Source organism: Luteibacter sp. PvP120 (assembly GCF_054055715.1).
The window spans coordinates 20,625-41,751 of the sequence record NZ_JBSRXP010000005.1 but is presented as its reverse complement, the minus strand read 5'-3'; the positions used below and the strand labels follow the sequence as shown (position 1 = coordinate 41,751).

At 67.2% G+C, this 21,127-nt stretch carries 25 protein-coding genes and 1 tRNA gene; 13 read left to right on the top strand and 13 right to left on the bottom strand.

What is annotated here, in order from left to right; genetic code table 11:
• Positions 1–8: 8 nt before the first annotated feature.
• The 5 genes from ggt to rsmD all read right to left on the bottom strand — a co-directional run bounded on the left by ggt (position 9) and on the right by rsmD (position 3,734).
• Positions 9–1,709 carry a gamma-glutamyltransferase gene (ggt, locus tag ACVKN3_RS11445; protein ID WP_354517280.1) on the bottom strand — a complete coding sequence of 567 codons (1,701 nt, stop codon included), beginning with the start codon at positions 1,707–1,709 and terminating at the stop codon, positions 9–11.
• Between the two features lie 65 nt (positions 1,710–1,774).
• Positions 1,775–2,032 (bottom strand): YfhL family 4Fe-4S dicluster ferredoxin, encoded by a 258-nt coding sequence (locus tag ACVKN3_RS11440; RefSeq protein ID WP_036137077.1) that lies wholly within the window; start codon positions 2,030–2,032, stop codon positions 1,775–1,777.
• An 80-nt stretch (positions 2,033–2,112) separates the two neighbouring features.
• Positions 2,113–2,616 (bottom strand): hypothetical protein, encoded by a 504-nt coding sequence (locus tag ACVKN3_RS11435; protein WP_354517283.1) that lies wholly within the window; start codon positions 2,614–2,616, stop codon positions 2,113–2,115.
• A gap of 17 nt (positions 2,617–2,633) precedes the next feature.
• Positions 2,634–3,137, bottom strand: coding sequence for a pantetheine-phosphate adenylyltransferase (gene coaD, locus ACVKN3_RS11430; protein ID WP_036137081.1), 504 nt, complete (start codon positions 3,135–3,137; stop codon positions 2,634–2,636).
• 27 nt (positions 3,138–3,164) lie between these two features.
• Entirely contained in the window at positions 3,165–3,734 is a 570-nt protein-coding gene (gene rsmD / locus ACVKN3_RS11425) for a 16S rRNA (guanine(966)-N(2))-methyltransferase RsmD (protein WP_354517285.1), read from the bottom strand.
• Between the two features lie 64 nt (positions 3,735–3,798).
• Between rsmD and ftsY the strand changes: the two genes are divergently transcribed.
• The 5 genes from ftsY to ACVKN3_RS11400 all read left to right on the top strand — a co-directional run bounded on the left by ftsY (position 3,799) and on the right by ACVKN3_RS11400 (position 7,575).
• Positions 3,799–4,950, top strand: a complete 1,152-nt coding sequence (gene ftsY / locus ACVKN3_RS11420) for a signal recognition particle-docking protein FtsY (protein ID WP_354517287.1) — start codon at positions 3,799–3,801, stop codon at positions 4,948–4,950.
• Between the two features lie 28 nt (positions 4,951–4,978).
• Positions 4,979–6,115, top strand: a complete 1,137-nt coding sequence (locus tag ACVKN3_RS11415; protein WP_354517289.1) for an AsmA family protein — start codon at positions 4,979–4,981, stop codon at positions 6,113–6,115.
• Positions 6,112–7,158 carry an A/G-specific adenine glycosylase gene (gene mutY / locus ACVKN3_RS11410; protein WP_354517291.1) on the top strand — a complete coding sequence of 349 codons (1,047 nt, stop codon included), beginning with the start codon at positions 6,112–6,114 and terminating at the stop codon, positions 7,156–7,158. Before ACVKN3_RS11415 ends, mutY begins: the two co-directional genes overlap by 4 nt.
• Positions 7,155–7,433: an oxidative damage protection protein gene (locus ACVKN3_RS11405; protein WP_285406982.1), complete on the top strand. Its 279-nt coding sequence runs from the start codon at positions 7,155–7,157 to the stop codon at positions 7,431–7,433. Before mutY ends, ACVKN3_RS11405 begins: the two co-directional genes overlap by 4 nt.
• Before the next feature lie 66 nt (positions 7,434–7,499).
• Positions 7,500–7,575: transfer RNA gene (locus ACVKN3_RS11400), tRNA-Phe, on the top strand.
• 1 nt (position 7,576) lies between these two features.
• Here ACVKN3_RS11400 and ACVKN3_RS11395 read toward each other — a convergent pair.
• Positions 7,577–7,750, bottom strand: coding sequence for a hypothetical protein (locus ACVKN3_RS11395; protein WP_185754184.1), 174 nt, complete (start codon positions 7,748–7,750; stop codon positions 7,577–7,579).
• A 152-nt stretch (positions 7,751–7,902) separates the two neighbouring features.
• Between ACVKN3_RS11395 and ACVKN3_RS11390 the strand changes: the two genes are divergently transcribed.
• Together ACVKN3_RS11390 and ACVKN3_RS11385 are read left to right on the top strand one after the other, a co-directional pair.
• Positions 7,903–8,628, top strand: a complete 726-nt coding sequence (locus ACVKN3_RS11390; RefSeq protein ID WP_036137089.1) for an NAD-dependent epimerase/dehydratase family protein — start codon at positions 7,903–7,905, stop codon at positions 8,626–8,628.
• Positions 8,629–8,710: 82 nt separating this feature from the next.
• Positions 8,711–9,382: a YoaK family protein gene (locus ACVKN3_RS11385; RefSeq protein WP_354517294.1), complete on the top strand. Its 672-nt coding sequence runs from the start codon at positions 8,711–8,713 to the stop codon at positions 9,380–9,382.
• A gap of 14 nt (positions 9,383–9,396) precedes the next feature.
• Here ACVKN3_RS11385 and ACVKN3_RS11380 read toward each other — a convergent pair whose 3' ends face one another.
• On the bottom strand, positions 9,397–10,515 hold the full coding sequence (locus ACVKN3_RS11380; protein ID WP_354517296.1) for an NADH:flavin oxidoreductase: 1,119 nt from the start codon (positions 10,513–10,515) through the stop codon (positions 9,397–9,399).
• A gap of 87 nt (positions 10,516–10,602) precedes the next feature.
• Between ACVKN3_RS11380 and ACVKN3_RS11375 the strand changes: the two genes are divergently transcribed.
• Positions 10,603–10,992, top strand: coding sequence for a winged helix-turn-helix transcriptional regulator (locus ACVKN3_RS11375; RefSeq protein ID WP_285406969.1), 390 nt, complete (start codon positions 10,603–10,605; stop codon positions 10,990–10,992).
• A 12-nt stretch (positions 10,993–11,004) separates the two neighbouring features.
• On the opposite strand, the gene ACVKN3_RS11370 is transcribed toward ACVKN3_RS11375, so the two are convergent.
• The gene (locus ACVKN3_RS11370) at positions 11,005–11,487 is read right to left on the bottom strand and encodes a hypothetical protein (RefSeq protein WP_354517298.1); all 483 of its coding nucleotides are present in this window, start codon (positions 11,485–11,487) and stop codon (positions 11,005–11,007) included.
• Positions 11,488–11,653: 166 nt separating this feature from the next.
• On the opposite strand from ACVKN3_RS11370, the gene ACVKN3_RS11365 reads away from it, so the two are divergent.
• The 3 genes from ACVKN3_RS11365 to ACVKN3_RS11355 all read left to right on the top strand — a co-directional run bounded on the left by ACVKN3_RS11365 (position 11,654) and on the right by ACVKN3_RS11355 (position 13,941).
• Complete coding sequence (locus tag ACVKN3_RS11365) at positions 11,654–12,487, top strand: endonuclease/exonuclease/phosphatase family protein (RefSeq protein WP_354517300.1); 834 nt, start codon at positions 11,654–11,656, stop codon at positions 12,485–12,487.
• Between the two features lie 109 nt (positions 12,488–12,596).
• Positions 12,597–13,058, top strand: a complete 462-nt coding sequence (locus ACVKN3_RS11360) for an Rrf2 family transcriptional regulator (RefSeq protein WP_354517302.1) — start codon at positions 12,597–12,599, stop codon at positions 13,056–13,058.
• Positions 13,048–13,941 carry an NAD(P)/FAD-dependent oxidoreductase gene (locus ACVKN3_RS11355; protein WP_354517304.1) on the top strand — a complete coding sequence of 298 codons (894 nt, stop codon included), beginning with the start codon at positions 13,048–13,050 and terminating at the stop codon, positions 13,939–13,941. The genes ACVKN3_RS11360 and ACVKN3_RS11355 overlap by 11 nt, the downstream gene beginning before the upstream one ends.
• A 19-nt stretch (positions 13,942–13,960) precedes the next feature.
• On the opposite strand, the gene ACVKN3_RS11350 is transcribed toward ACVKN3_RS11355, so the two are convergent.
• Together ACVKN3_RS11350 and ACVKN3_RS11345 are read right to left on the bottom strand one after the other, a co-directional pair.
• Complete coding sequence (locus ACVKN3_RS11350; protein WP_354517306.1) at positions 13,961–14,464, bottom strand: nuclear transport factor 2 family protein; 504 nt, start codon at positions 14,462–14,464, stop codon at positions 13,961–13,963.
• An 85-nt stretch (positions 14,465–14,549) separates the two neighbouring features.
• Positions 14,550–15,782 (bottom strand): acyltransferase family protein, encoded by a 1,233-nt coding sequence (locus ACVKN3_RS11345; RefSeq protein WP_354517308.1) that lies wholly within the window; start codon positions 15,780–15,782, stop codon positions 14,550–14,552.
• Positions 15,783–15,981: 199 nt separating this feature from the next.
• Between ACVKN3_RS11345 and parC the strand changes: the two genes are divergently transcribed.
• The gene (gene parC / locus ACVKN3_RS11340; RefSeq protein ID WP_354517310.1) at positions 15,982–18,222 is read left to right on the top strand and encodes a DNA topoisomerase IV subunit A; all 2,241 of its coding nucleotides are present in this window, start codon (positions 15,982–15,984) and stop codon (positions 18,220–18,222) included.
• A 9-nt stretch (positions 18,223–18,231) separates the two neighbouring features.
• On the opposite strand, the gene ACVKN3_RS11335 is transcribed toward parC, so the two are convergent.
• Positions 18,232–18,720 carry an NUDIX hydrolase gene (locus tag ACVKN3_RS11335; RefSeq protein ID WP_354517312.1) on the bottom strand — a complete coding sequence of 163 codons (489 nt, stop codon included), beginning with the start codon at positions 18,718–18,720 and terminating at the stop codon, positions 18,232–18,234.
• 103 nt (positions 18,721–18,823) lie between these two features.
• Here ACVKN3_RS11335 and ACVKN3_RS11330 point away from each other — a divergent pair, with 103 nt between their 5' ends.
• On the top strand, positions 18,824–19,636 hold the full coding sequence (locus tag ACVKN3_RS11330; RefSeq protein ID WP_354517314.1) for a phosphodiester glycosidase family protein: 813 nt from the start codon (positions 18,824–18,826) through the stop codon (positions 19,634–19,636).
• Between the two features lie 3 nt (positions 19,637–19,639).
• Here the strand turns inward: ACVKN3_RS11330 and dapE are convergent, their stop codons facing one another.
• Positions 19,640–20,773, bottom strand: a complete 1,134-nt coding sequence (gene dapE, locus ACVKN3_RS11325) for a succinyl-diaminopimelate desuccinylase (protein WP_354517316.1) — start codon at positions 20,771–20,773, stop codon at positions 19,640–19,642.
• On the bottom strand, positions 20,770–21,126 hold the full coding sequence (locus tag ACVKN3_RS11320; protein ID WP_285406948.1) for a Spx/MgsR family RNA polymerase-binding regulatory protein: 357 nt from the start codon (positions 21,124–21,126) through the stop codon (positions 20,770–20,772). Before ACVKN3_RS11320 ends, dapE begins: the two co-directional genes overlap by 4 nt.
• Position 21,127: the final 1 nt, after the last annotated feature.

Sequence of the window (21,127 nt, the reverse complement as noted above, 5' to 3'; positions counted from 1 at the left end):
GCGTGCTCCTATTGCACCTTGCCCAGGCCGGACGGACGCCGCGGATCGCTGGCGGCATCGAGCTTGCCGGTGCGGTGGTCCCAGGTCACCACGTTCATGAACCCCCACGGCGAGCGGTTCTTCAGCACATGGCCCATGTCGGTCAGTGTGTTCGTGGTGGCATCGTCGAACACACCGGCTTCCACGTCCACGCGATCGGGCAGGTACTGGTGGTGATAGCGCTTTTGCGCGGCAATCTCGGACGCGCTCTTGCCGTCGACGAAAGCGAGGATGCCTTCCAGCACCTGGGTGATGATGGTGGAGCCGCCGGGCGAGCCGATGACCGCCGTGCGGTCCGTGCCGAACACGAAGCTGGGCGACATCGACGAGAGCATGCGCTTGCCGGGGGCCGGTGCATTGGCCAGTGCGCCGCGCAGGCCGAATGCGTTCGGCTGTCCTGGCACCAGCGCGAAATCGTCCATCTCGTCGTTGAGCACCACACCGGTGCCGCCTGCGACGAAGGCCGAGCCGAACTCGAGATTGACGGTGAGCGTGGAGGCCACCATGTTGCCGTCGGCATCGATCACCGAGAAATGCGTGGTGTGCATGCCCGGCTCCGGCGCCATGGAGGTGGGCAGCAGGTCGGAGGGGGTGGCCTTGTCCGGGGAGATCGTCGCGCGCAGGCCGTCGGCGTAATACGGCGACAGCAGCATGTCGAGCGGCATCTTCACGAAGTCCGGATCGCCCAGGTACTCGTTGTGGTCACGGAACGCCCGGCGCATGGCCTCGATGGTGAGGTGCGTGGCGTGCGCCATGTCGAGCTTGGTCAGGTCGAAGCCGGAAAGGATGTTCAGCACCTCGGCGATGGCCACGCCGCCGGAGGACGGCGGCGGCGCCGTGACGATACGGAACCCCTTGTAGTTCACCGTGAGGGGCTGGCGCTCCTTGACCTTGTAGGCGTCCAGGTCGGCCGCTGTCCAGTTGCCACCCGCCGCACGCGACGACGACACCAGCAGCTTCGCGGTCTCGCCCTTGTAGAAGCCGTCGTGGCCCTTGGTGGCAAGGCGCTCGAGCGTGTTGGCGAGGTCGGGCTGGCGCAATGTCCAACCCGGCGACGGCACCGACCCGCCTGGCAGGTAGATCGCCGCGGAAGACGGGTAACGCGACAGCACCGCCTGGCGATCCTCGATGGCACCGAGGAAGCGCGCATCCGGCTGGAAGCCTTCCCGCGCGATGCGGATGGCCGGCGCCAGCGACGTGGACAACGGCAGCTTGCCGTAGTGTTCGGCCATCCACACCAGGCCGGCCGGCTCACCGGGAATGCCTGACGACAGCGGGCCGTTGGTCGAAGTGTCGCGGTTGGGCTTGCCGTCGGTACCGACGTAGGCCTTCATGTCCACGGCCTTGGGCGCGGCCTCGCGCGCATCGATGAACACGTCGCGGTTGTCCGACGCGCGATGCAGCAGCGCCATGAAGCCGCCGCCGATGCCGGAGCTCTGCTGCTCCACCACGGCCAGCGTAGCCGAGACCGCCACGGCAGCGTCGAAGGCGTTGCCACCCTTGCCCAGCACTTCGAAGCCGGCGTTGGTGGCGAGGAAATTGGCGCTGGCGATAGCCGCGTGACCGGGGCCGCGCGAGGCCGTGGCGGTGTCCCTGGCGGCGGACGTACCGGCACCGAGGACAAGGACGAGGCTCGCGACGAGCACGCGCCATGACGGAGCATGGACCATGGATGTTGTCTCCGGACAGGAAAATTCTCTGCCCACGAGGGTACCGCATGGCGCCCTGGCGGGTCTCAGGAAGCGGCCCTGGCCATCAGGTGTTCGTACTTAAGCCGCAGCTGGTCCTCGGTTTCCACGCGATCCGGGTCGTGGGGAATGCACTCCACCGGGCACACTTCCACGCACTGCGGGTTATCGAAGTGGCCGACGCATTCGGTGCAGAGGTCCGGGTCGATCACGTAGTACTGCTCGCCCAAGGAGATGGCCTTGTTGGGGCACACGGGCTCGCAGACGTCGCAGTTGACGCAGGTGTCGAGGATGATCAGGGACATGGTGGCATTTTACCCCCATAACGGAAGAAGGCGCCGCGGGTGCGGCGCCTTCTTCATCACGGACCGGTAGGCGGGCCGTTTTACATCTGCACGAAGCGGACGGTGGCACCGGTCGGGTTCAGGGCGTCGGTGACACGCTGCTGGTCGGCCTGGTCGCCGATGAACAGCACGATGACGTTCTTGAACGAGCCCGCATTGGCACCCTTGAACGCTTCGACGATCAGGTCGGCGGTCTTGGTCGACTCCGGGCCGCCGAACACCAGCATGTTGCCCGGCGTTACGCCGCGGGCCACGGTGCCCTGTACGTTCTCGAGCTGGCGGGCGCGGCCGTCCTGGCCGTTCTGGTCGTCACCGGCCGGCACGAAGTACGGGAACGGACGGTCGGCCGTCATGCCTTCCATGTTCTTGCGCACGATCTGGCCGAAGTACTGGCTCCAGGCCTTGGTATCGGTCGGGTTGGAAGGCTTGGCGACGGCGGCTTCCTGCTGCGTGGCTGCCTGGTCGGCGTCTTCCGACTTGTTGCAGGCGGAAAGGGCCAGGGCGGCGGTCAGGGCCACGGACGCGGCGAGGACGAACTTACGCATGATGATCACCTTTGGTTTCAAGAGTTGCGCCAGCGCTGGCGCATGGCCTGCTGCACCGCCGGATGCACGAAGCCGGAAATATCGCCACCCAGGCGACCGATTTCACGCACGAGCGAGGAGGAAATGAAGCTGTACTGCTCAGCCGGGGTCAGGAACAGCGTCTCGGCCTGGGGAATCAGGTGACGGTTCATGCTGGCCAGCTGGAATTCGTATTCGAAGTCGGACACGGCACGCAGCCCGCGCAGGATCACGCCGGCACCGATTTCCGTGACGAAGTGGGCCAGCAGGCAGTCGAAACCGCGCACCTCCACGTTCGGCAGGTCGGCCAGGGCCAGCCGCGCCAGGGCGATACGCTCGCCCAGGCTGAAGCCCGGGCCCTTGTTGCGGCTTTCCGCCACCGCGACCACGATGCGGTCGAACAGCGGGGCAGCACGCGACACCAGGTCGGCGTGACCGTTCGTGATGGGGTCGAACGTGCCGGGATAGACGGCAAGTCGCGGATTGGCCGGCGCAGGAGTCATGGACACTAAGGTCAGGGAAATCGCGGGCTAGCTTAACGGATCGGCCGGGGCGCGGCGATAGAGGGCGTAGGCGACTTCACCGGCATGGCCCTGGCGGTGCGGACGCCATGTGTCGGGCAACGTGAAGGAGGCCTCGCGCGGGGCCTCGACATAAATCCATGCCGTGGGGGTCAGCCAGCCGCCGGCCTCCAGCAGGGCCGCCGTATCCGCCCAGGCGGCCAGCGCGAACGGGGGGTCCAGGAACACCACGTCGAACGGGGTGGCCGGGCCCTTCAGCCGGCGAGCCACGTCGTCGCCGATCACCTCCCCCGCTGTCTTCAGGCGCGACAGGTTGTCCCGCAGCGCCGCGGCCAGACGCGTGTCGCGCTCGACGAAGGTCACCGCCGCCGCGCCGCGCGACAGGGCCTCGATGCCCAGCGCGCCCGTACCGGCGAAGGCATCCAGGCAGCGCGACCCGGCAAGCACAGGCTGCAGCCAGTTGAACAGGGTTTCGCGCACACGCTCGGCGGTAGGCCGCAGCCCGGGCAGTTCGGGGACGGCCAGGCGGGAGTTGCGCAGGGTTCCGCCGATGATGCGGATGCGGCCGGTGGCGGTCATCGCTCAGCGGCCAGTGTGGGCGGGAGTGCTAGCATTCGCCCATTGTCTTTGAATCCCTCGCGCAATGCTCAAGTTCTGGAAAAAGAAGCCCGCCGACCCCGCCCCGACGGACGCCCCGGCCACGGACGACCGAGTCGATCGCACCGCCGATCCGGCCGCTACCGACCTGGGCACCCTGGTCGCCGAGGCGCTGGCCGAGACGGTCGCGCCCGAGCCGGAAGCCCCCGAGGTAGAACCTGCGGCCGAGCCGGCCGTAGTGGTCGAGGCCGCACGCGAGGCCGATCCCGTACCGGAAACCGCCGCCAGGCGTAGCTGGCGCGATCGCCTCTCCGGCAGCGGCTTCGCCAAGAGCCTGGGCTCGCTGTTCGTGCGCCACCCCAAGCTCGACGACGACCTGCTCGACGAGCTGGAAACCGCCCTGATCACCGCCGACGTGGGCGTCGACGCCAGCACCCAGCTCGTCGAAGGCCTGCGCAAGCGCATGCACAAGCGCGAGTTCGCCGACGCGGGCGTCATGCTCAAGGCCCTGCGCGACGAGCTGGTCGCCCTGCTCAAGCCGGTGGAGCGCCCGCTGGACGTCTCCACCCACACGCCTTTCGTGATCCTCACCGTCGGCATCAACGGCGTGGGCAAGACCACCACCATCGGCAAGCTGGCGCGTCGCTACGTGGACGAGGGCCGCGGCGTGATGCTGGCTGCCGGCGACACCTTCCGCGCCGCCGCCGTCGAGCAGCTGAAAACATGGGGCGACCGCAACAAGGTGCCCGTGGTTTCGCAGGGCCAGGATGCTGACTCCGCCAGCGTCATCTTTGATGCCCTGCAGGCGGCGCGCTCGCGTGGCACGCAGGTGCTGATCGCCGACACCGCCGGGCGCCTGCATACGCAGGGCGGCCTGATGGACGAGCTGGGCAAGATCGTCCGCGTGATGAAGAAGCTGGATGGTGGCGCGCCGCACGAGGTGCTGATGGTGATCGACGGCACCACCGGCCAGAACGCGATCAGCCAGCTGCGCCAGTTCCGCGACACGGCGGGCGTCACCGGCCTGGTGGTGACCAAGCTGGACGGCACCGCCAAGGGCGGCGTCATGTTCGCGCTGGCCCGCGAGTTCGGCCTGCCGATCCGCTACGTCGGCCTCGGCGAAACCGCCACCGACCTGCGCGTGTTCGATGCGGCCGCCTTCGTCGACGGGTTGCTCCCGGCCAACCTCGGCGGCTGATGACAGGCATGGCGCAAAGGTCGACTTCGTGACCCGTCGACTGCGGATCGGCCTGCTCGCCGTTGCCGGCCTGCTTGTCGTTTTCCTGCTTGCCGCGCTGATCGCCATGTACGTGGTGCTGCAGCCCGAACGGTTCACCGCCATGCTGCAGTCGCGCGCGGAGGCCGCCGGGCTCGACCTCGGGCTGGCCAATCCGGCCAGCCCCACGCTGTGGCCGAAACCCGCTCTGGAACTGGAAGGCCTTACCCTGCGCGCACGCGGCTCCGGCACGCCATTGATCGTGGCATCGCGCGGCAAGCTGGTGCTGCCCTGGCGCACGCTGCTAGGCGGCGAAACCACGGTGTCGCGGCTGGAGCTGGAAGGCGCGCGCATCGACATGGATGCCGTGTCCGCCTACCTCGACACACTGCCGCCGCAGCCCTCGACGTCCGGTGCCTTCCTGCCGGGCATCGACGCAGGATTCAGTATTTCGCGCGGCACGCTGACCCGTGGCAATCGCCTGCTGATGTCCGATGTGGACATCGACGCGGGGCGCCTCGCCAACGGCCGCGCGTTCGATCTCACGCTGTCCGCCCTGATCGACGACCAGCACTATGCGATGACACTGAGTACGCGACCGCTCCTGGCCCAGGGCGTGCTTACCTTGGGCGAGTTGCAGCTGGACCTGTCCAGCGACGATCGTTTCGCCGCTTCCTTGCAGGGCTCCGCCACGTGGCGCGGCGGCGCCGACGTCGGCGCGTCGCTCGCCGGCCGCGCGACACGGCACGATGCACCGCCGCTGGACATCGTGCTGGGCATGACGCCGGCAAACCAGCAGGACCCGCTCTCCGTGGCGCTGAAGGTCGACAGCCCCACCGAGCATGTCGATGTGCGCGTGCCGCCGCTGACCCTGGCCCAATGGTGGGCTGGCATCAACGCCGGCGGCACGCCGACGCTGCCGCCCCTGCTGGGCACGGTGGACGCGCAAGCGGTGGATGCGGGCTCGGTGCACGTGAAGGGCTTGCGCATTCGTGCCACGGCGGACGACGCCTCGGCTCCCCCGGCATCGGCATCGGCATCGGCATCGGCATCGGCATCGACATCGGCGCCCGCCGGGACCGCCACGGCGCCGACACCTGCGTCCGCGCGCACCGCCACCGCAGCGAAGACAGGCTCCGCGCGATGAACCCCTTCGCCCGCGAGCTGCTGCGCTGGTACGACCATCACGGCCGCAAAGACCTGCCCTGGCAGCACCCGCGCGACGCCTACCGCGTGTGGCTATCGGAGATCATGCTGCAGCAGACGCAGGTGGTTACCGTGATCGGTTACTTCCAGCGCTTCGTGCAGCGCCTGCCTACCCTCGCCTCGCTGGCTGCCGCCGACGAAGACACCGTGCTCGCGCTGTGGTCCGGCCTGGGCTACTACCGTCGCGCGCGCTTCCTGCATCGTGCCGCGCAGTTATGCGTGGAGCGGCACGGCGGCGAACTGCCCCGCGACCTCGACGCACTGATAGCCCTGCCCGGCATCGGCCGCTCGACAGCGGGTGCGATCCTGGCGCAGGCCTACGGACTGCGGCACCCGATCCTGGACGGCAACGTCAAGCGCGTGCTCACCCGATACCACGGCATTGCCGGGCATCCCAGCGAAAGCGCCGTGGAAAAGCGCCTCTGGGTGCACGCGGACGAGCACACGCCCGCCGAGCGCACCGCCGACTACACGCAGGCGATCATGGACCTGGGCGCCACGCTGTGCATACGCAGCAAGCCGGCCTGCCTGCTGTGTCCACACGCCGCCACGTGCGTCGCCCATCGCGACGGCCTGACCGCTGTGCTGCCGACGGCCAAGCCCGGCAAGAAGATTCCCACCCGCGCCCTGGCAATGCTGCTGTTGCGCGATGCGCAAGGCCGCATCCTGCTGGAGAAGCGCGGCCCGCAAGGCGTGTGGTCCGGCTTGTGGAGCCTGCCCGAGGCGACCGACGCCGAGGCCGCGCCCGCCGCCGCGCTGCGTCTGGCACGCGTGGGCCAGCCCGACGCCCTGCCCGCCTTCACCCACGTGTTCAGCCACTACCGGCTGGACGTATCGCCCATCCTGTTCGACCATGCGGCCCCGCTGGCTGCCGTGGCCGATCGCGACGACCGCCGCTGGTGCTCGCCCGGTGAACTGGCCGCGCTGGGCCTGCCCGCCCCCGTTCGAACGCTGCTCGACAATCTTCCGGAGATATCCCCATGACCCGCATGGTCCACTGCGTCAAGCTCGGCCGCGACGCCGAAGGCCTCGACTTCGCCCCCTGGCCCGGCGACCTGGGCAAGCGCATCTACGAGGGCGTGTCCAAGGAAGCCTGGGCTCAGTGGCTGTCGCACCAGACCATGCTGATCAACGAGATGCGCCTGTCGCCGCTGGACCCGAAGACACGCGGGTTCCTCAGCGGGGAGATGGAGAAGTATTTCTTCGGCGGCGACGTGATCCAACCCGCCGGTTACGTGCCGCCCGAACAAGAGGCTTGACGCCGGGGCCCTCACCCGATTTAATACGCGGCTCCACACGCCGCGACGATCGTCGCAGGCACTCGTGGCTCGGTAGCTCAGTTGGTAGAGCAGGGGATTGAAAATCCCCGTGTCGGCGGTTCGATTCCGTCCCGAGCCACCATTTATTCATTGAAAAGGCCTCCCTTGCGGTGGCCTTTTTCATGCATGCATTTCTTCAAGCAGGCATCAGTGCTTCTGACGGTAAATGTGATTGCTATCGCGATTTCCGACTGATTGAGGCGCTTCTGCTCGCCCTTCGTCAAATGACCGTTGTGCTTGGCCTCGTCGACTTCCATTCAGCTTCGCTTCGAGGCGGGCGCCTCACACCGACAGCCTTTGCCAAACCGGGGCGACGAACACGGTGTCCGAGCAAACGCCGCCAATGAGCGGACAAGCTAAACCGTCCCTTATGCACGCTAAAATGCTCCGACAACTACAGGAGTTATCCATGGCATTGCGGCGGGTATTGGTCACAGGGGCCGGTGGCAGGATTGGCTCTGCTTTTTACATGTCGCAAGGCACCCGCTTCGATCTGCGGCTCGCGGATATCAATCCAGGCAGCCTGCCTGATTCGTCGGGAAAAGTGGTGCTCGACGTAACCGACTACGCTGCGTGCCTCAAGGCTTGCGAGGACATGGATACCGTGCTCCACCTGGCGGCCGATCCCAACCCCGATGCACCGTTCATGGAGTCGCTGCTGCCGATAAATATCGTCGGTACCTACAACATGTTGGCCGCGGCCCAGGCACAAGGCTGCAAGCGCTTCATCTTCGCAAGCAGTGCCCAAGCGATCGAGGGCTACCCGACGGATGTCCAGATCGATGAAGATGCACCGGCACGACCGGGCAACCTTTATGGCGCGAGCAAAGCTTTTGGGGAAGCCATGGCTTCGCTGCACTCGAACGATGGATCAATGACCACGGTCGCCGTGCGTATAGCAAACGTGGCCGACTTCAAGGCAGGTGAGACACATAGCGCAAGAGACGTGGCTGCGTTCGTCAGTTACAGAGACGTGGTTGCACTTCTTGCCCGTTGCATCGAGGCGGAATTACAGGGCTTCACCGTTGTGAACGGGGTTTCCGACAACCGTTACAAGCGTCTTTCCATCGAGAAGACGAAACGCGCGATCGGCTATGCCCCACGTGACGATGCATTCGAGATTCTCGGACTGTAGCGATCAGATCGTTTCCAGGTCGCGTGCATACACGGCATCACTCCCTTCCCACACTGCGCCAACAGACACGGCATCCCACCAAATGATCCCCGCATTTCCCCGATGGATCTGGCTATGGGCCATCAGCCTTCCCTTCGTGGCGGGTGCGGTCAACGCCTCGGCGCTTCTCGCCCTCCAGCACGGCGGCGTCACGCACCTCACCGGCGTCAGTACCGAGGCAGCCCTGGGCATGGCCAGTGCGGACGCCAACCTGCTGGGCCACGCCGGCCTGGTCATCGGCCTCTTCACCGCCGGGTGTGCGATCAGCGCATGGTGTATTCGGGCGGAGCGATGGCGGGCCAGCTACGCGGCAGCACTCATGCTGCTCTTCGAGGCCATGCTCCTGGGCGCCGCGGCCTGGTCCATCGACGTGTATCCCGCGCGTGCGGCATGGCTGTGCGCGTTGGCCATCGGCCTGCAAAACGGCACCACATCGTTCGTCACCGGCGCGGTGCTTCGCACGTCGCACCTGACGGGCATGTTCACCGACCTGGGCATCACGCTCGGCCAGTGGCTGCGCGGCGCAGCCACTGACGTCCGACGCGCCCAGATCAGTGTGCTGGTCATCACCTGCTTCATCGCCGGCGCGACGGCCGGGGCCGTCCTCCATGCAGGCCATCCACGGGCGGGGCTTTTCCTCCCGGCGTCCCTGGCCATCGTCAATGCAGCGATGACGATGTACTGGTGCCGCCGGTCGAGCCGACCCTACGCATAGCCAGCTCGCAAACCTCAGACCAGCTCGGCCAACGACGCCGGATCGAACGACTTCATCTTCTCGGTCTCTCCCGCACGCACCTTCGACACCCAATCCGGATCGGCAATCAACGCACGACCCACGGCGATCAGGTCGAACTCTTCCCGCTCCAGCCGCTCGGCAAGACGCTCCACGCCCACCGGCGACGACGTCTCGCCGCCGAACGAAGCCAGGAACTCACCGGAAAGCCCAACCGACCCGACCGAGATCGTCGCGGCGCCGGTGACCTTCTTCGCCCAGCCGGCGAAGTTGAGGCCGTTCTCGCCGTCGATCTCCGGAAACTCCGGGTCCCAGAACCGCCGCTGCGAGCAGTGCAGTACATCCACGCCCGCATCGACCAGCGGCGAAAGCCAGGCCTCCAGCTCGGCCGGTGTCGGCGCGAGACGGGCCTTGTAGTCCTGCTGCTTCCACTGGCTGACACGCAGGATCAGCGGCATGTCCGGACCGATGGCGGCGCGGACGGCGGCCACCACTTCACCGGCAAAGCGCGAACGCTCGGCCAGGGTTGCGCCGCCGTAGCGGTCGGTGCGCTGGTTGGAGCCCTGCCAGAAGAACTGGTCAATGAGGTAGCCGTGTGCACCGTGCAGCTCGACCACATCGAAACCCAGGGCCTTGGCACTCGCCGCCGCGCTGGCGAAGGCCGCCACGGTGTCGGCGATGTCTTCGTCGGTCATGGCCACGCCGTTGGCATCGCCCGGGCCGTTCAGGCCCGACGGGCTCTCCTTCGGCGCCGGCGGATTCCAGCCGGAGCGGCCGTGGGTGGCACCGGTGTGCCAGATCTGCGGGCCCATGCGGCCGCCGGCCGCGTGTACCTCGTCGATGACACTGCGCCAGCCGGCCAGGGCCGCCTCACCGAAGAACGAGGGGATGTCGCGCTCGTTACGCGATGCGGGACGATCGATCACCGTGCCTTCCGAGAGGATCAGGCCGACATCGCCGGCGGCGCGGCGACGGTAATAGGCGGCGTTCGCCTCGCCGGGCACGCCCTCGGGGGCGAACGTACGCGTCATGGGTGCCATGACGATGCGGTTCTTGAGGGTCAAGCCCTTGATGGTGAAGGGACGAAACAGCGTATCGACGGCGGCCTGGGACATGAGATTTTTCGCATTGAAGGATGCGCCGCATGGTATACGCGATATACTTGGCGTCAATAAGGCACTTGCAAGCGCTCAGGTATATCCATGGAAACCACCCTATCGCCCACGTGCAGTCCCGAGCGGTTTTCCGCCGGCTGTCCCAGCCGCCTGCTGTTCGAGCAGGTGACCGACAAGTGGTCGATGATGGTGCTCACCGTGCTGCACAGCGGCCCGCTACGCTTCAATGCGATCAAGCGCCAGCTGGAAGGGGTGACGCAGAAGGCCCTGACCCAGTGCCTGCGCCGGCTTGAGCGCAACGGTCTGCTGACACGGACGATCCTGCCGGCCGCGCCGATCGGCGTGGAGTACGCCCTGACCGATCTGGGCCGCTCGTTGCATCGGCCGTTCAAGGCGCTTTACGCGTGGATGCACCAGAACCTCGACGAGGTGGACGCTGCGCGTCAGCGCTACGACGCCAGATCGGGCGACACCTGAGCGAGCGGTGGATCAGGTCGTGACGTCCCGCCCTTGTTCCGCGATGCAACGCTGCAGGCTCTGCTCCAGCGCGCTCCCTTCGTCGATGTGCGCCTCGGGCACGGTGTCTTTCGCCAGCACGCGCCGGACATAACCCACGCGTGTTTCCATCGACGCGCGCAAGGCCTCACGTGCATCGTTGCCGCAGGGCGTACGCGGCTTCCAGGCGGCAAGCGCTTCGATACGCGGTGGCAGTGCCGCCAACCGCTCCGGCTGGACCGCGGCAGGCGCCGCGCGCAGTTGCTCCACGCGCGATGCCCAGTCGCTGGCGAAGGCGCGTAGATCGCGTACATCCGCGTCCTGGGCGACGGTATCCGCCTTGCGCACGCGATGCGACTCGGTGATGGCGAGGAAGGTGGTGGTGGCCGAGGCGATGAACGCCACCAGGATGACGATGATCGCCGTCCGCCGACCGTTCGAGCCGGAGGGCGTTGCGTTGCGGTCGGCTTCGGTCATGGCGGGATCCCGGATTCCATCGAATGGCGGACGGTCATTCTGCACCATCGGCCGTCGTGCGGTGGGCGGCGCGATGTCGCGTCGCTGCAAAAAGGCGGCTTCATGCCGTTACGGCGTTACGTCGCTATAGTCGGGCGATCCCTCCCCCAGAAGGACGCCGACCCGCATGCTTCGCTTTCGCCACTTCGCCCTGATCGCCGGCCTGGCCGCCGCCTTCGTCACGCCCGCCATGGCGGACGACCTGAAAGTCATGACGTTCAACGTACGCACGATGACCGGCAACGATGGACTGAACGACTGGCCGCACCGACGCGACCTGTTCGCCGATACCATCCGTCAGCTGCATCCGGACATCGTCGGCACGCAGGAGCTATACAAGGCACAGGGCGACGACACCGTGGCGCGGCTGCCGGAATACACCTGGTTCGGTCGCGACCGTTTCGGTGAGCACCGGGACGAGCACATGGGCATCTTCTACCGGAAGGATCGCCTGAAGGTGATCGAATCGGGTGACTTCTGGCTGTCCGACACGCCGGACAAGGTGGCCAGCATCACCTGGGGCAACGTGTTTCCGCGCATGGTCAACTGGGCGCTGTTCGAGCGGCTATCGGACCACAAGCGGTTCTACCTGCTGGACACGCATTTTCCGTACCGCGACCAGGACGAGGATGCCCGCTCACGCAGTGCGCACCAGATCGCCGCATGGACCGCGACGCTTCCCGCCCACGTACCGGTGATCCTCACGGGCGACTTCAACACGGGACCGGAGAGCGAGACGCACAAGGCGCTCACGGCCACGTTCAAGGACGCGTGGATCGCCGCGCCGACGCACACCGGCCCGGCGGAGACCTTCCACGACTTCACCGGCAAGGCGACCAAGCGGATCGACTGGATTCTCTACCGGGGCGTCGAAGCGACGTCCGCGCAGACGGTCACCACGTCGAAGAACGGGCGCTATCCCTCCGATCACTTCCCGGTGCAGGCTACGTTCGACCTGTAAAAGGGCCGATACGACCCGGCACCCTGGTTTTCCCCGGCCGTCATCGTTGCGCTCAGTGCCATACGCCGACCCTTGCCAAGCCGACAAGTCATGTAATAATGTAAGTTACATGAAACGTAACGACCGCCTTTCCGTCGCGCTCCACGTCCTGCTGCATATGGTCGAGCGCGATGGCGGCCCCATGACGTCGGCTGAAATGGCCGCCTGCGTCGACACCAACCCGGTCGTGATCCGGCGAACGTTCGCCGGCCTTCGCGAAGCCGGCATCGTGCGCTCCGACAAGGGACACGGCGGCGGTTGGCGGCTCGGGCGGCCGCCTAGCGAGATCACCCTCGCCGAGGTCCAGCAGGCCTTGGGCGAACGCATGGTCGCCCTTGCCGCCCATGAAGAATCACCAGGCTGCCTCGTGGAGCGCGCGGTGATCGCCGCGGTAGACGACGCGATGCGCGAGGCGGAGCGTGTTGTCGAAAGGCGCCTTGCCGCGCTCACCCTCGCCGATCTTGCGAGCGATGTCCGCAAGCTCGCCAGGGCTACCGGTCACTCACTGAAGGAAATGCCTCATGTCGTATGACGCCATCGTTGTCGGCGGCAGCTTCGCCGGCCAGGCCGCCGCCATCCAGCTCGCCCGCGCGCGTCGCCGTGTGCTGGTGATCGATGCGGCAAAGCCGCGCAACCGGTTCGCAAAGGCCGCGCATGGCATCGTCGGGCACGACGGCAAGTCACCGAGGGCGATCGTGCAGGAAGCCACTCGGCAATTGCTCAATTATCCCACCGCAGCTTTCATCGATGGTGCGGTGACCCGTGCACGCAAGCTGGACGACGGCTTTGAAGTCACGCTGGCCAATGGCGAGAGCGAAACGGGCAAGCGCCTTATCCTCGCTGGCGGCGTCACGGATGAACTCCCACCGATCGAAGGCCTCTGGGATCGCTGGGGCAGCACGGTGATCCATTGCCCGTATTGCCACGGCTTCGAAGTGGCGGGTCGTGAACTCGGGGTACTCGCCTCCAGCCCGATGTCCGCGCATCAGGCCGCCATGATTCCGGAGTGGGGTCCCACCACGTACTTCACGCAGGGCGAGTACGAACCGGACGCCGAACAACTCGAACGGTTCGGCGCGCGCGGCGTGCGGATCGAACGCAGCCCTATCGTCGGATTGCACGGCGATGCCCCCGGCCTGACAGGCGTGCTTCTTGCGGATGGACGACTCATTCCGATGGGGGCGCTGTTCGTCGCGCCGAAGGTGACGCCGTCCAGCCTCCTTTTCGAGCAACTCGGCTGCGCAACCGACGAAGGCCCGATGGGCATCTATATCCGCGTGGATGACTGGAAACAGACGTCCGTCACCGGCGTCTACGCGGCGGGCGACGTCGCCTCACCGATGCACAACGCCAGCTTCGCCATCGCCGCGGGCGTGGCGGCCGGCGTGGGCGCGCATCAGTCGTTGATGGCTTAAGCCGTCAGGACCCGATCGCTCAGGGCCGGGGCGCCATGGGTGCGGCAGGCGGCGTGGGTGCCGAGGGCTGCTGGGGCGCCGACGGGCTGCGCGGCGGAACGCCGGTGTATTGCGCCGAGGCCAGGCGCCAGCCATCCGCGCCCTTCACCACCGACGCGCCCAGCGTGAGGCGATGCTCCGTACCCTTCACCGTGAACACAACGGACGCCGTGACGAAGGCGGTATCGCCGTTTACACGGGACACCACGTCGCGCAAGGCGACGGGCGGCGCCGTGGTTTTCTTCTCGGGCGCATAGAAGCCCAGCACGGCATCGCGCTCGTCCACCTCACCGCGCGGCGACACCTCGACGAAACGCGGCAGCAGCACGTCGCGCAACGCCGCCACGTCGAATGCATGCTCGGCGGCGACGTAGCGGGATACGGCCGCCTCGGCCGTGACGGACGGGGCACCGGCCGCCGCAGACGTGGCGGCGCCGGCGCAAGCGAGCAAGGACGCGGACAGCAGGATGAGACGACGCGACATGGTGGGCCCCTGGTTTCCTGGATGGAGCCCCGATCATCGCGGTAGCACCGGGGCGCCGCATGGCCCGTTCGTCACGCGCCTCGCATCAGCCCGCTTTCTCCAGCGGGCGACGACGGTGATAACGCACCCGCCGCCGGAAACCGTCAGCGCTGCGCAGCGCCACGGTGCGCACCGCCGAGCGCGGCGCCGGGAACACCCATGCGGCCAACCGGATGCCCCAACGGTCGAAGGTTCGGTCGAACACCATGGCCGCGGCGATGACCACCGCGAAGGTCACCGGCACCGTGATCAGCGCGGCCACCACCGGATCGAGCGCGAACCGTCCCACCATCTGGATGAAGAACCACGCGGAGACGCTGAGCAGGATCGGCAGGTGGACGAGATAGAACGCGTACGAGATGCGCCCCATGAACTGGGCGGGGCGGCTCTGCAGCAGGCGATCCAGGCAGCCGCAGCGCACGATATAGAGCAGCAGCACGCCACCCAGCACGTTGAAGAAGGCCTTGCGCTCGTTGTCGGCCAGCGGAAGCACACGGGTCCAGTCGTACCACGGCGACGCGTCGAAGCCGCCGCAGATCACCACACCGATCGCCGCCAGCGCCAGCCACGTACGCGACCGGGTCAGTCGGGCCTCGCCGATATGGCTGCCGGCCAGGAACGCCGTGTAGTACGGCCAGTCGTGCGGGAAAAACCACGCCAGCAGCGCCACCGCGAAGACGAAGTTAAGCGGCGCGGCACGCCCCGGCAGCGTGAGCGACCGGTAGGCGAAGACGAACATCGACCCAAGCAATTCGATCTTCATCGTCCAAAGCGTGGGATTGAAGCGCGACCAGCCGCCGAGGATCGTGCCGTAGGTGCCGTCGCGCAGGGCCTCCATCAGGTCGGCCGGCTTCTTCCAGAAGTCCGCCAGCCAGTGCGAGCCCGAAAGCGCTCCCGCTTCCACGGCGTGACTCCAGCCCATGGCCATGACGAGCCAGGCGAACATCACCGAGCCGAAGATGGGTACGCCCAGGCGCAGGTAGCGGCGCGGCGCGCGCAGGCGGAACACCGTGGCGTCGCCGTTCTCGATGAACGACTTGGTCAGCACGTAGCCGCTCAGGACGAAGAAGATGCAGACGGCGAACTGCCCGTTCCAAAGCACCGACAGCGGCGGGAAGGCGATCACGTGGTCGACCACGCCCTGCATGGCGGCCGGCGTGGTCGTATCCGGGTAGATCCACGCGAAGCCACCGGGCAGGAAGGCCAGGAAAAGATGGCACAGCAGCACATTGACCGCGGCGAGGCCACGCAGGCCGTCGGCTGAGGTGTCTTTGGTCATCGTGCTTCCCGTGGAAAAACGGCCATGGAAGCAAGCTGCGCTTTGCCCTGCGGTGAACGCAGGGTTTTGCGTTCGGCTCCGCTTCGGGAAGATGAAGGGCGGGTGACGGCCGAGGTCCGGTCTTCGCTCCTGAGACCGCTTTCTGGCACCATCCTCCGGCTACGACGCGCGGACGCGCGCCTGCCGGACAGCCAAACCCATGAACCTGCAAGCCAATTACGAACAGATCCCGCTCAAGGACTACGCCGAGCGGGCCTATCTCGACTATTCCATGTACGTGGTGCTGGACCGCGCCCTGCCCTTCGTGGGCGATGGGTTGAAGCCGGTCCAGCGCCGCATCGTGTACGCCATGAGCGAGCTGGCGCTGGGCGCCACGGCCAAGCCGAAGAAGTCCGCCCGCACCATCGGTGACGTCATCGGCAAGTTCCACCCCCACGGCGACTCGGCCTGCTACGAGGCCATGGTGCTGATGGCCCAGCCCTTCTCCTACCGCTACCCGCTGGTGGACGGCCACGGCAACTTCGGTTCGCCCGACGACCCGAAGAGCTTCGCGGCCATGCGCTACACGGAGTCGCGCCTCACCCCCATCGCCGAGGTCATGCTGTCCGAGCTGGGCCACGGCACGGTGGACTGGGTACCGAACTTCGACGGCACGATGAACGAGCCCTCGTGGCTGCCTGCCCGCGTGCCGCACGTGCTGCTGAACGGCTCCATGGGCATCGCCGTGGGCATGGCCACCGATATCCCGCCGCACAACCTGCGCGAGGTGGCCAGCGCCTGCATCCGCCTGCTGGACGACCCGGACGCCACCATCGCGGACCTGTGCGAACACGTGCAGGGTCCGGACTACCCCACGGATGCCGAGATCATCACGCCGCGTCGCGAGCTGGCGGCGATGTACCAGAACGGGGTCGGCTCGGTCCGCGCGCGCGCCGTCTACGTGCGCGATGACGGCAACATCGTCATCACCGCCCTGCCCCACCAGGTCTCGCCGTCCAAGATCCTCGAGCAGATCGCCGCGCAGATGCGCGCGAAGAAGCTGCCGATGATCGAGGACCTGCGCGACGAGTCCGACCACGAAAACCCGATCCGCCTGGTGCTGGTGCCGCGCTCAAGCCGCGTGGACGCGGACGAGATGATGCAGCACCTGTTCGCCACGACGGACCTGGAAAAGAGCTTCCGCGTCAACATGAACATGATCGGCCTGGACGGGCGGCCGCAGGTGAAGGATCTGAAAATGATCCTGAGCGAGTGGCTGCGCTTCCGTACCGACACGGTCACGCGACGGCTCACCCACCGGCTGGGCCGGGTCGAGCGCCGCCTGCACATGCTCGAGGCCTTGCGCATCGCCTACCTCAACATCGACGAGGTGATCCGCATCGTCCGCACGGAGGAAGAACCCAAGCCCGTGCTGATGGCGCGCTTCCGCCTGGATGACGAGCAGGCCGACTACATCCTCGAAACCAAGCTGCGCCAGCTGGCCCGCCTGGAAGAGTTCAAGATCAACGAGGAACGCGACAAGCTGGAAGAAGAGCGCGCCCGCATCAACGTGCTGCTGAAGTCGCCGGCCAAGCTGAAAAGCCTGATCAAGGAAGAACTGCGTGGCGACGCCGAGAAATTCGGTGACGAGCGCCGCTCGCCGTTGATCGAGCGCAGCGTGGCGCAGGCGCTGGACGAAAGCGCGCTGGTCGCCTCCGAGCCGGTCACCGTGGTGCTCTCGCAGAAGGGCTGGGTACGCGCCGGCAAGGGCCACGAGATCGACGGCGAGGCCCTGTCCTACCGCGACGGCGACAGCCTGCTGGCGATCTCCCGCGCGCGCACCACGCAACAGGTGGCCTTCATCGACTCGACCGGCCGCGCCTATGCCACGGCGGCACACACGCTGCCCTCGGCTCGCGGCAACGGCGAACCGCTCACCGGACGGTTCAGCCCGCCGGCCGGCGCCCGCTTCGACGCCGTGGTGGCCGCGGACAACGACACCCGTATCGTGCTGGCCACGGATTTCGGCTACGGCTTCGTCACCCGCTTCGAGGCGCTGACCGGCCGGCAGAAGGCCGGCAAGCAGATCATCAGCCTCAGCGACGGCGCGCGCGTGCTCACGCCGACGATCACTGCCGATCCGTCGCGTGACCGCATCGTCGTGGTCACCGGCGAAGGCCACCTGCTGATGTTCTCGGTAGCCGAGCTGCCGGAACTGGACAAGGGCAAGGGCAACAAGCTGATCGAGATCCCCAAGGCCAAGCTGGCCTCGGGCGAGGAACGCGTGGTGGGCATCGCCGTGGTCGCCGAGGGCAAGGGCGAGGTCACCCTCTATGCGGGGCAGCGCAAGCTCACGCTGAAATGGGCCGACCTGGTCGAGTACGGCGGCAGCCGTGCCACGCGCGGTGGCGTGCTGCCGCGTGGCCTGCGTCGCGTGGAGCGGATCGAGACCACCGGCTGACCGGCCGGGCTAGATCCGCGTCACGCTCCACGACACCAGCCGCCCCTGCTCGTAAGGCATCACGCCATGGAACGGGCAGGGGTCGGCGTCGAACACCATCGGCAGGAAATGCCGGTCGCCTTCCCACATGGGCACGGTGTCCAGTTCGTCCAGCGCCACCCACTCCAGTGCGCCTTCCGGGTTGGATTCCAGGCACGTGCCGGTATACCGGTCGATGACGAAGATGAAGCCCAGCCAGTCCTCGCCGTTCTTGCCGAAGCCCGGCCAGTTGAGGGTGCCGCGCAGGCGCATGTCCACGCACTCGATGCCCGCTTCCTCGCGAATTTCGCGGCGCATGCAGGCGGCGATGTCCTCGCCCGGCTCCATCTTGCCGCCCAGGCCGTTGTACTTGCCCAGGTGCTGGTCGTCCTGGCGGGCGTTGCGGTGGATCAGGAGCACGCGGCGACCGTCCGGCGACAATACGTAACCGAGCGTGGCGACGATGGGCGTATAGGGCATGACGATGACGACACCGTGGAAAAGCCCGGGAGTTTACCCTCCCCCGCGCGAAGACGGCGATTCACCCCTTGCGTCGTCCCGGCGACCCGGCGACCATCCACCCATGCGCCGCCCGCCCCTTCCCCGTTTCGATCGCACGTTCCTGCTCCGCGCCCTCACCGCCATCCTGGTCACCGCGTCGGCCCTGGGCTGTGCGCCGGCCGCGGATGCCGTGGACGGGCAGGACATCGTCTTCGACAGCCAGTCGTATTTCGCCGTCACGGTGGATACCCGGCAGGAGGACATCGAGCTGCGCTGGCGCAATCCGGACACGGGGCAGCCGTTCGGCGGCATCGAGGCCTTGAAGACCTGGGCGGCAGGCAAGGGCCGGCCGCTGGCCTTCGCCACCAACGCAGGTATTTACGACCGCGAGTTCAAGCCGCTGGGCCTGTTCGTCGAGGACGGCAAGACGATCGTGCCGCTCAACCTGGTCCACGGCAACCCGCGCTCGGGCAATTTCTCGCTGCTGCCCAACGGCGTGTTCGCCGTGTACGACGATGGCAGCGTGGCCGTCACCTCCACCGAGGCGTTCCGCGACGCGGGGCGCAAGCCGCGCTTCGCCACCCAGTCCGGGCCGATGCTGGTGATCGACGGCGAGGTCAATCCGCAGTTCGACAACGGCTCGGACAGCATGAAGTGGCGCAGTGGCGTGTGCGCGAAATCCGCGCACGAGGCCGTGTTCGTGGTCAGTCGCGCGCCGGTCAACTTCCACAGCTTCGCCCGCCTGTTCCGCGACCAGCTGGGCTGCCGCGATGCGCTGTTCCTGGACGGCACCATCTCGCAGGCGTACACGCCTGACGACGGCTACGCCGGCGCACCGGCGTTCATGACCAAGCCCTATGCGGGCATCGTGGCGGTGTTTCCGAAGAAACGCTGAGCGCTACGCGAGCATCCGTTCGCAGATGGCCTCGTAGAGGTCGGGCAGGCGCTCCAGGTCGGCGATGGACACGCACTCGTCCACCTTGTGGATGGTCGCGTTCACCGGCCCCAGCTCGATCACCTCGGCGCCCATCGGCGCGATGAAGCGGCCGTCGCTGGTGCCGCCGCCGGTGCTCTGCTCCGGATCGATACCGCACAGGTCGCGGCATACCTCGACCACCACCTCGCGCAGGCGGCCTCCCGGCGTGGCCAGGAACGGATGGCCGGACAGGTGCCAGTCGACGGCGAAGTCCACCTCGTGTGCGCGGAGGATCGCCTCGGCGCGTTCGCGCAGGCCGTCCGCCGTGCTGGCGGTGGAGAAACGGAAATTGACCAGCGCCACCAGCTCACCGGGGATCACGTTGTTGGCACCCGTGCCCGCGTTGAGGTTGGACACCTGGAACGAGGTGGGCGGGAAATCCGCATTGCCTTCGTCCCAGCGTTCCGCCGCCAACGCCGCCAGCGCGGGCGCGAACGCATGGATCGGGTTCTTCGCTTTTTCCGGATAGGCCACATGGCCCTGCACGCCACGCACGGTCAGCGTGCCGGAGAGCGAGCCACGCCGGCCAACCCGGATCAGGTCGCCCAGGCGTTCCTTCGCCGACGGCTCGCCGACGACGCAGGCGTCGATGCGCTGGCCCACCGCCGCGAAGTAATCCACCACCTCGCGCACGCCGTGCAGCGCCACGCCTTCCTCGTCGCTGGTCAGCAGCAGGCCCAGCGTGCCGGCGTGATCCGGATGCGCGACGACATAGCGCTCCAGCGCCACGACCATGGCCGCGACCGAGCCCTTCATGTCCGCCGCACCGCGGCCGTAGAGCACGCCATCGCGCTCGGTGGGCTCGAACGGCGGCGAGACCCAGGCCGCTTCCGGCCCGCTGGGCACCACGTCGGTGTGCCCGAGGAACGCCAGTACCGGGCCGTCCTGGCCGTGGGTGGCCCACAGGTTGTCGACGTCGCCGAAGCGCAGGTGCTGGATGCGGAAGCCGACGGCGGCAAGGCGTCCGGCAATCAACGGCAGGCAGCCGGCGTCGTCGGGCGTGACCGAACGGCGGCGGATCAGGTCGCGGGTGAGGTCGAGGACGGCGGAGGTCATGGCGTGCCGAAACGCTTCTTGAAGGCGTTGTCGCTGAAGCCCACCGTGACCTCGTCGCCGTCGACGACGACAGGGCGCTTGATGAGTGCAGGGTACTCTTTCAGCAGCAGCGTCCACTCGGGATCGCTGCGCGGATCCTTGCGCTGCGGCAGTAGCGTGCGCCACGTGGTCGAAGCCTTGTTGACCAGTTTCTCCCAGCCGCCCAGGTGCTCCGCCCACGCCTTGAGCGTGGCGGGGGGCACCGGCTGCGCACGGTAATCGACGAACGCGTGCGGCACGTCGAACCGGGTCAGCCAGTTGCGGGCTTTCTTGCAGGTGTCGCACTGCGGCAGGCCGTAGACGGTGATCGCCATG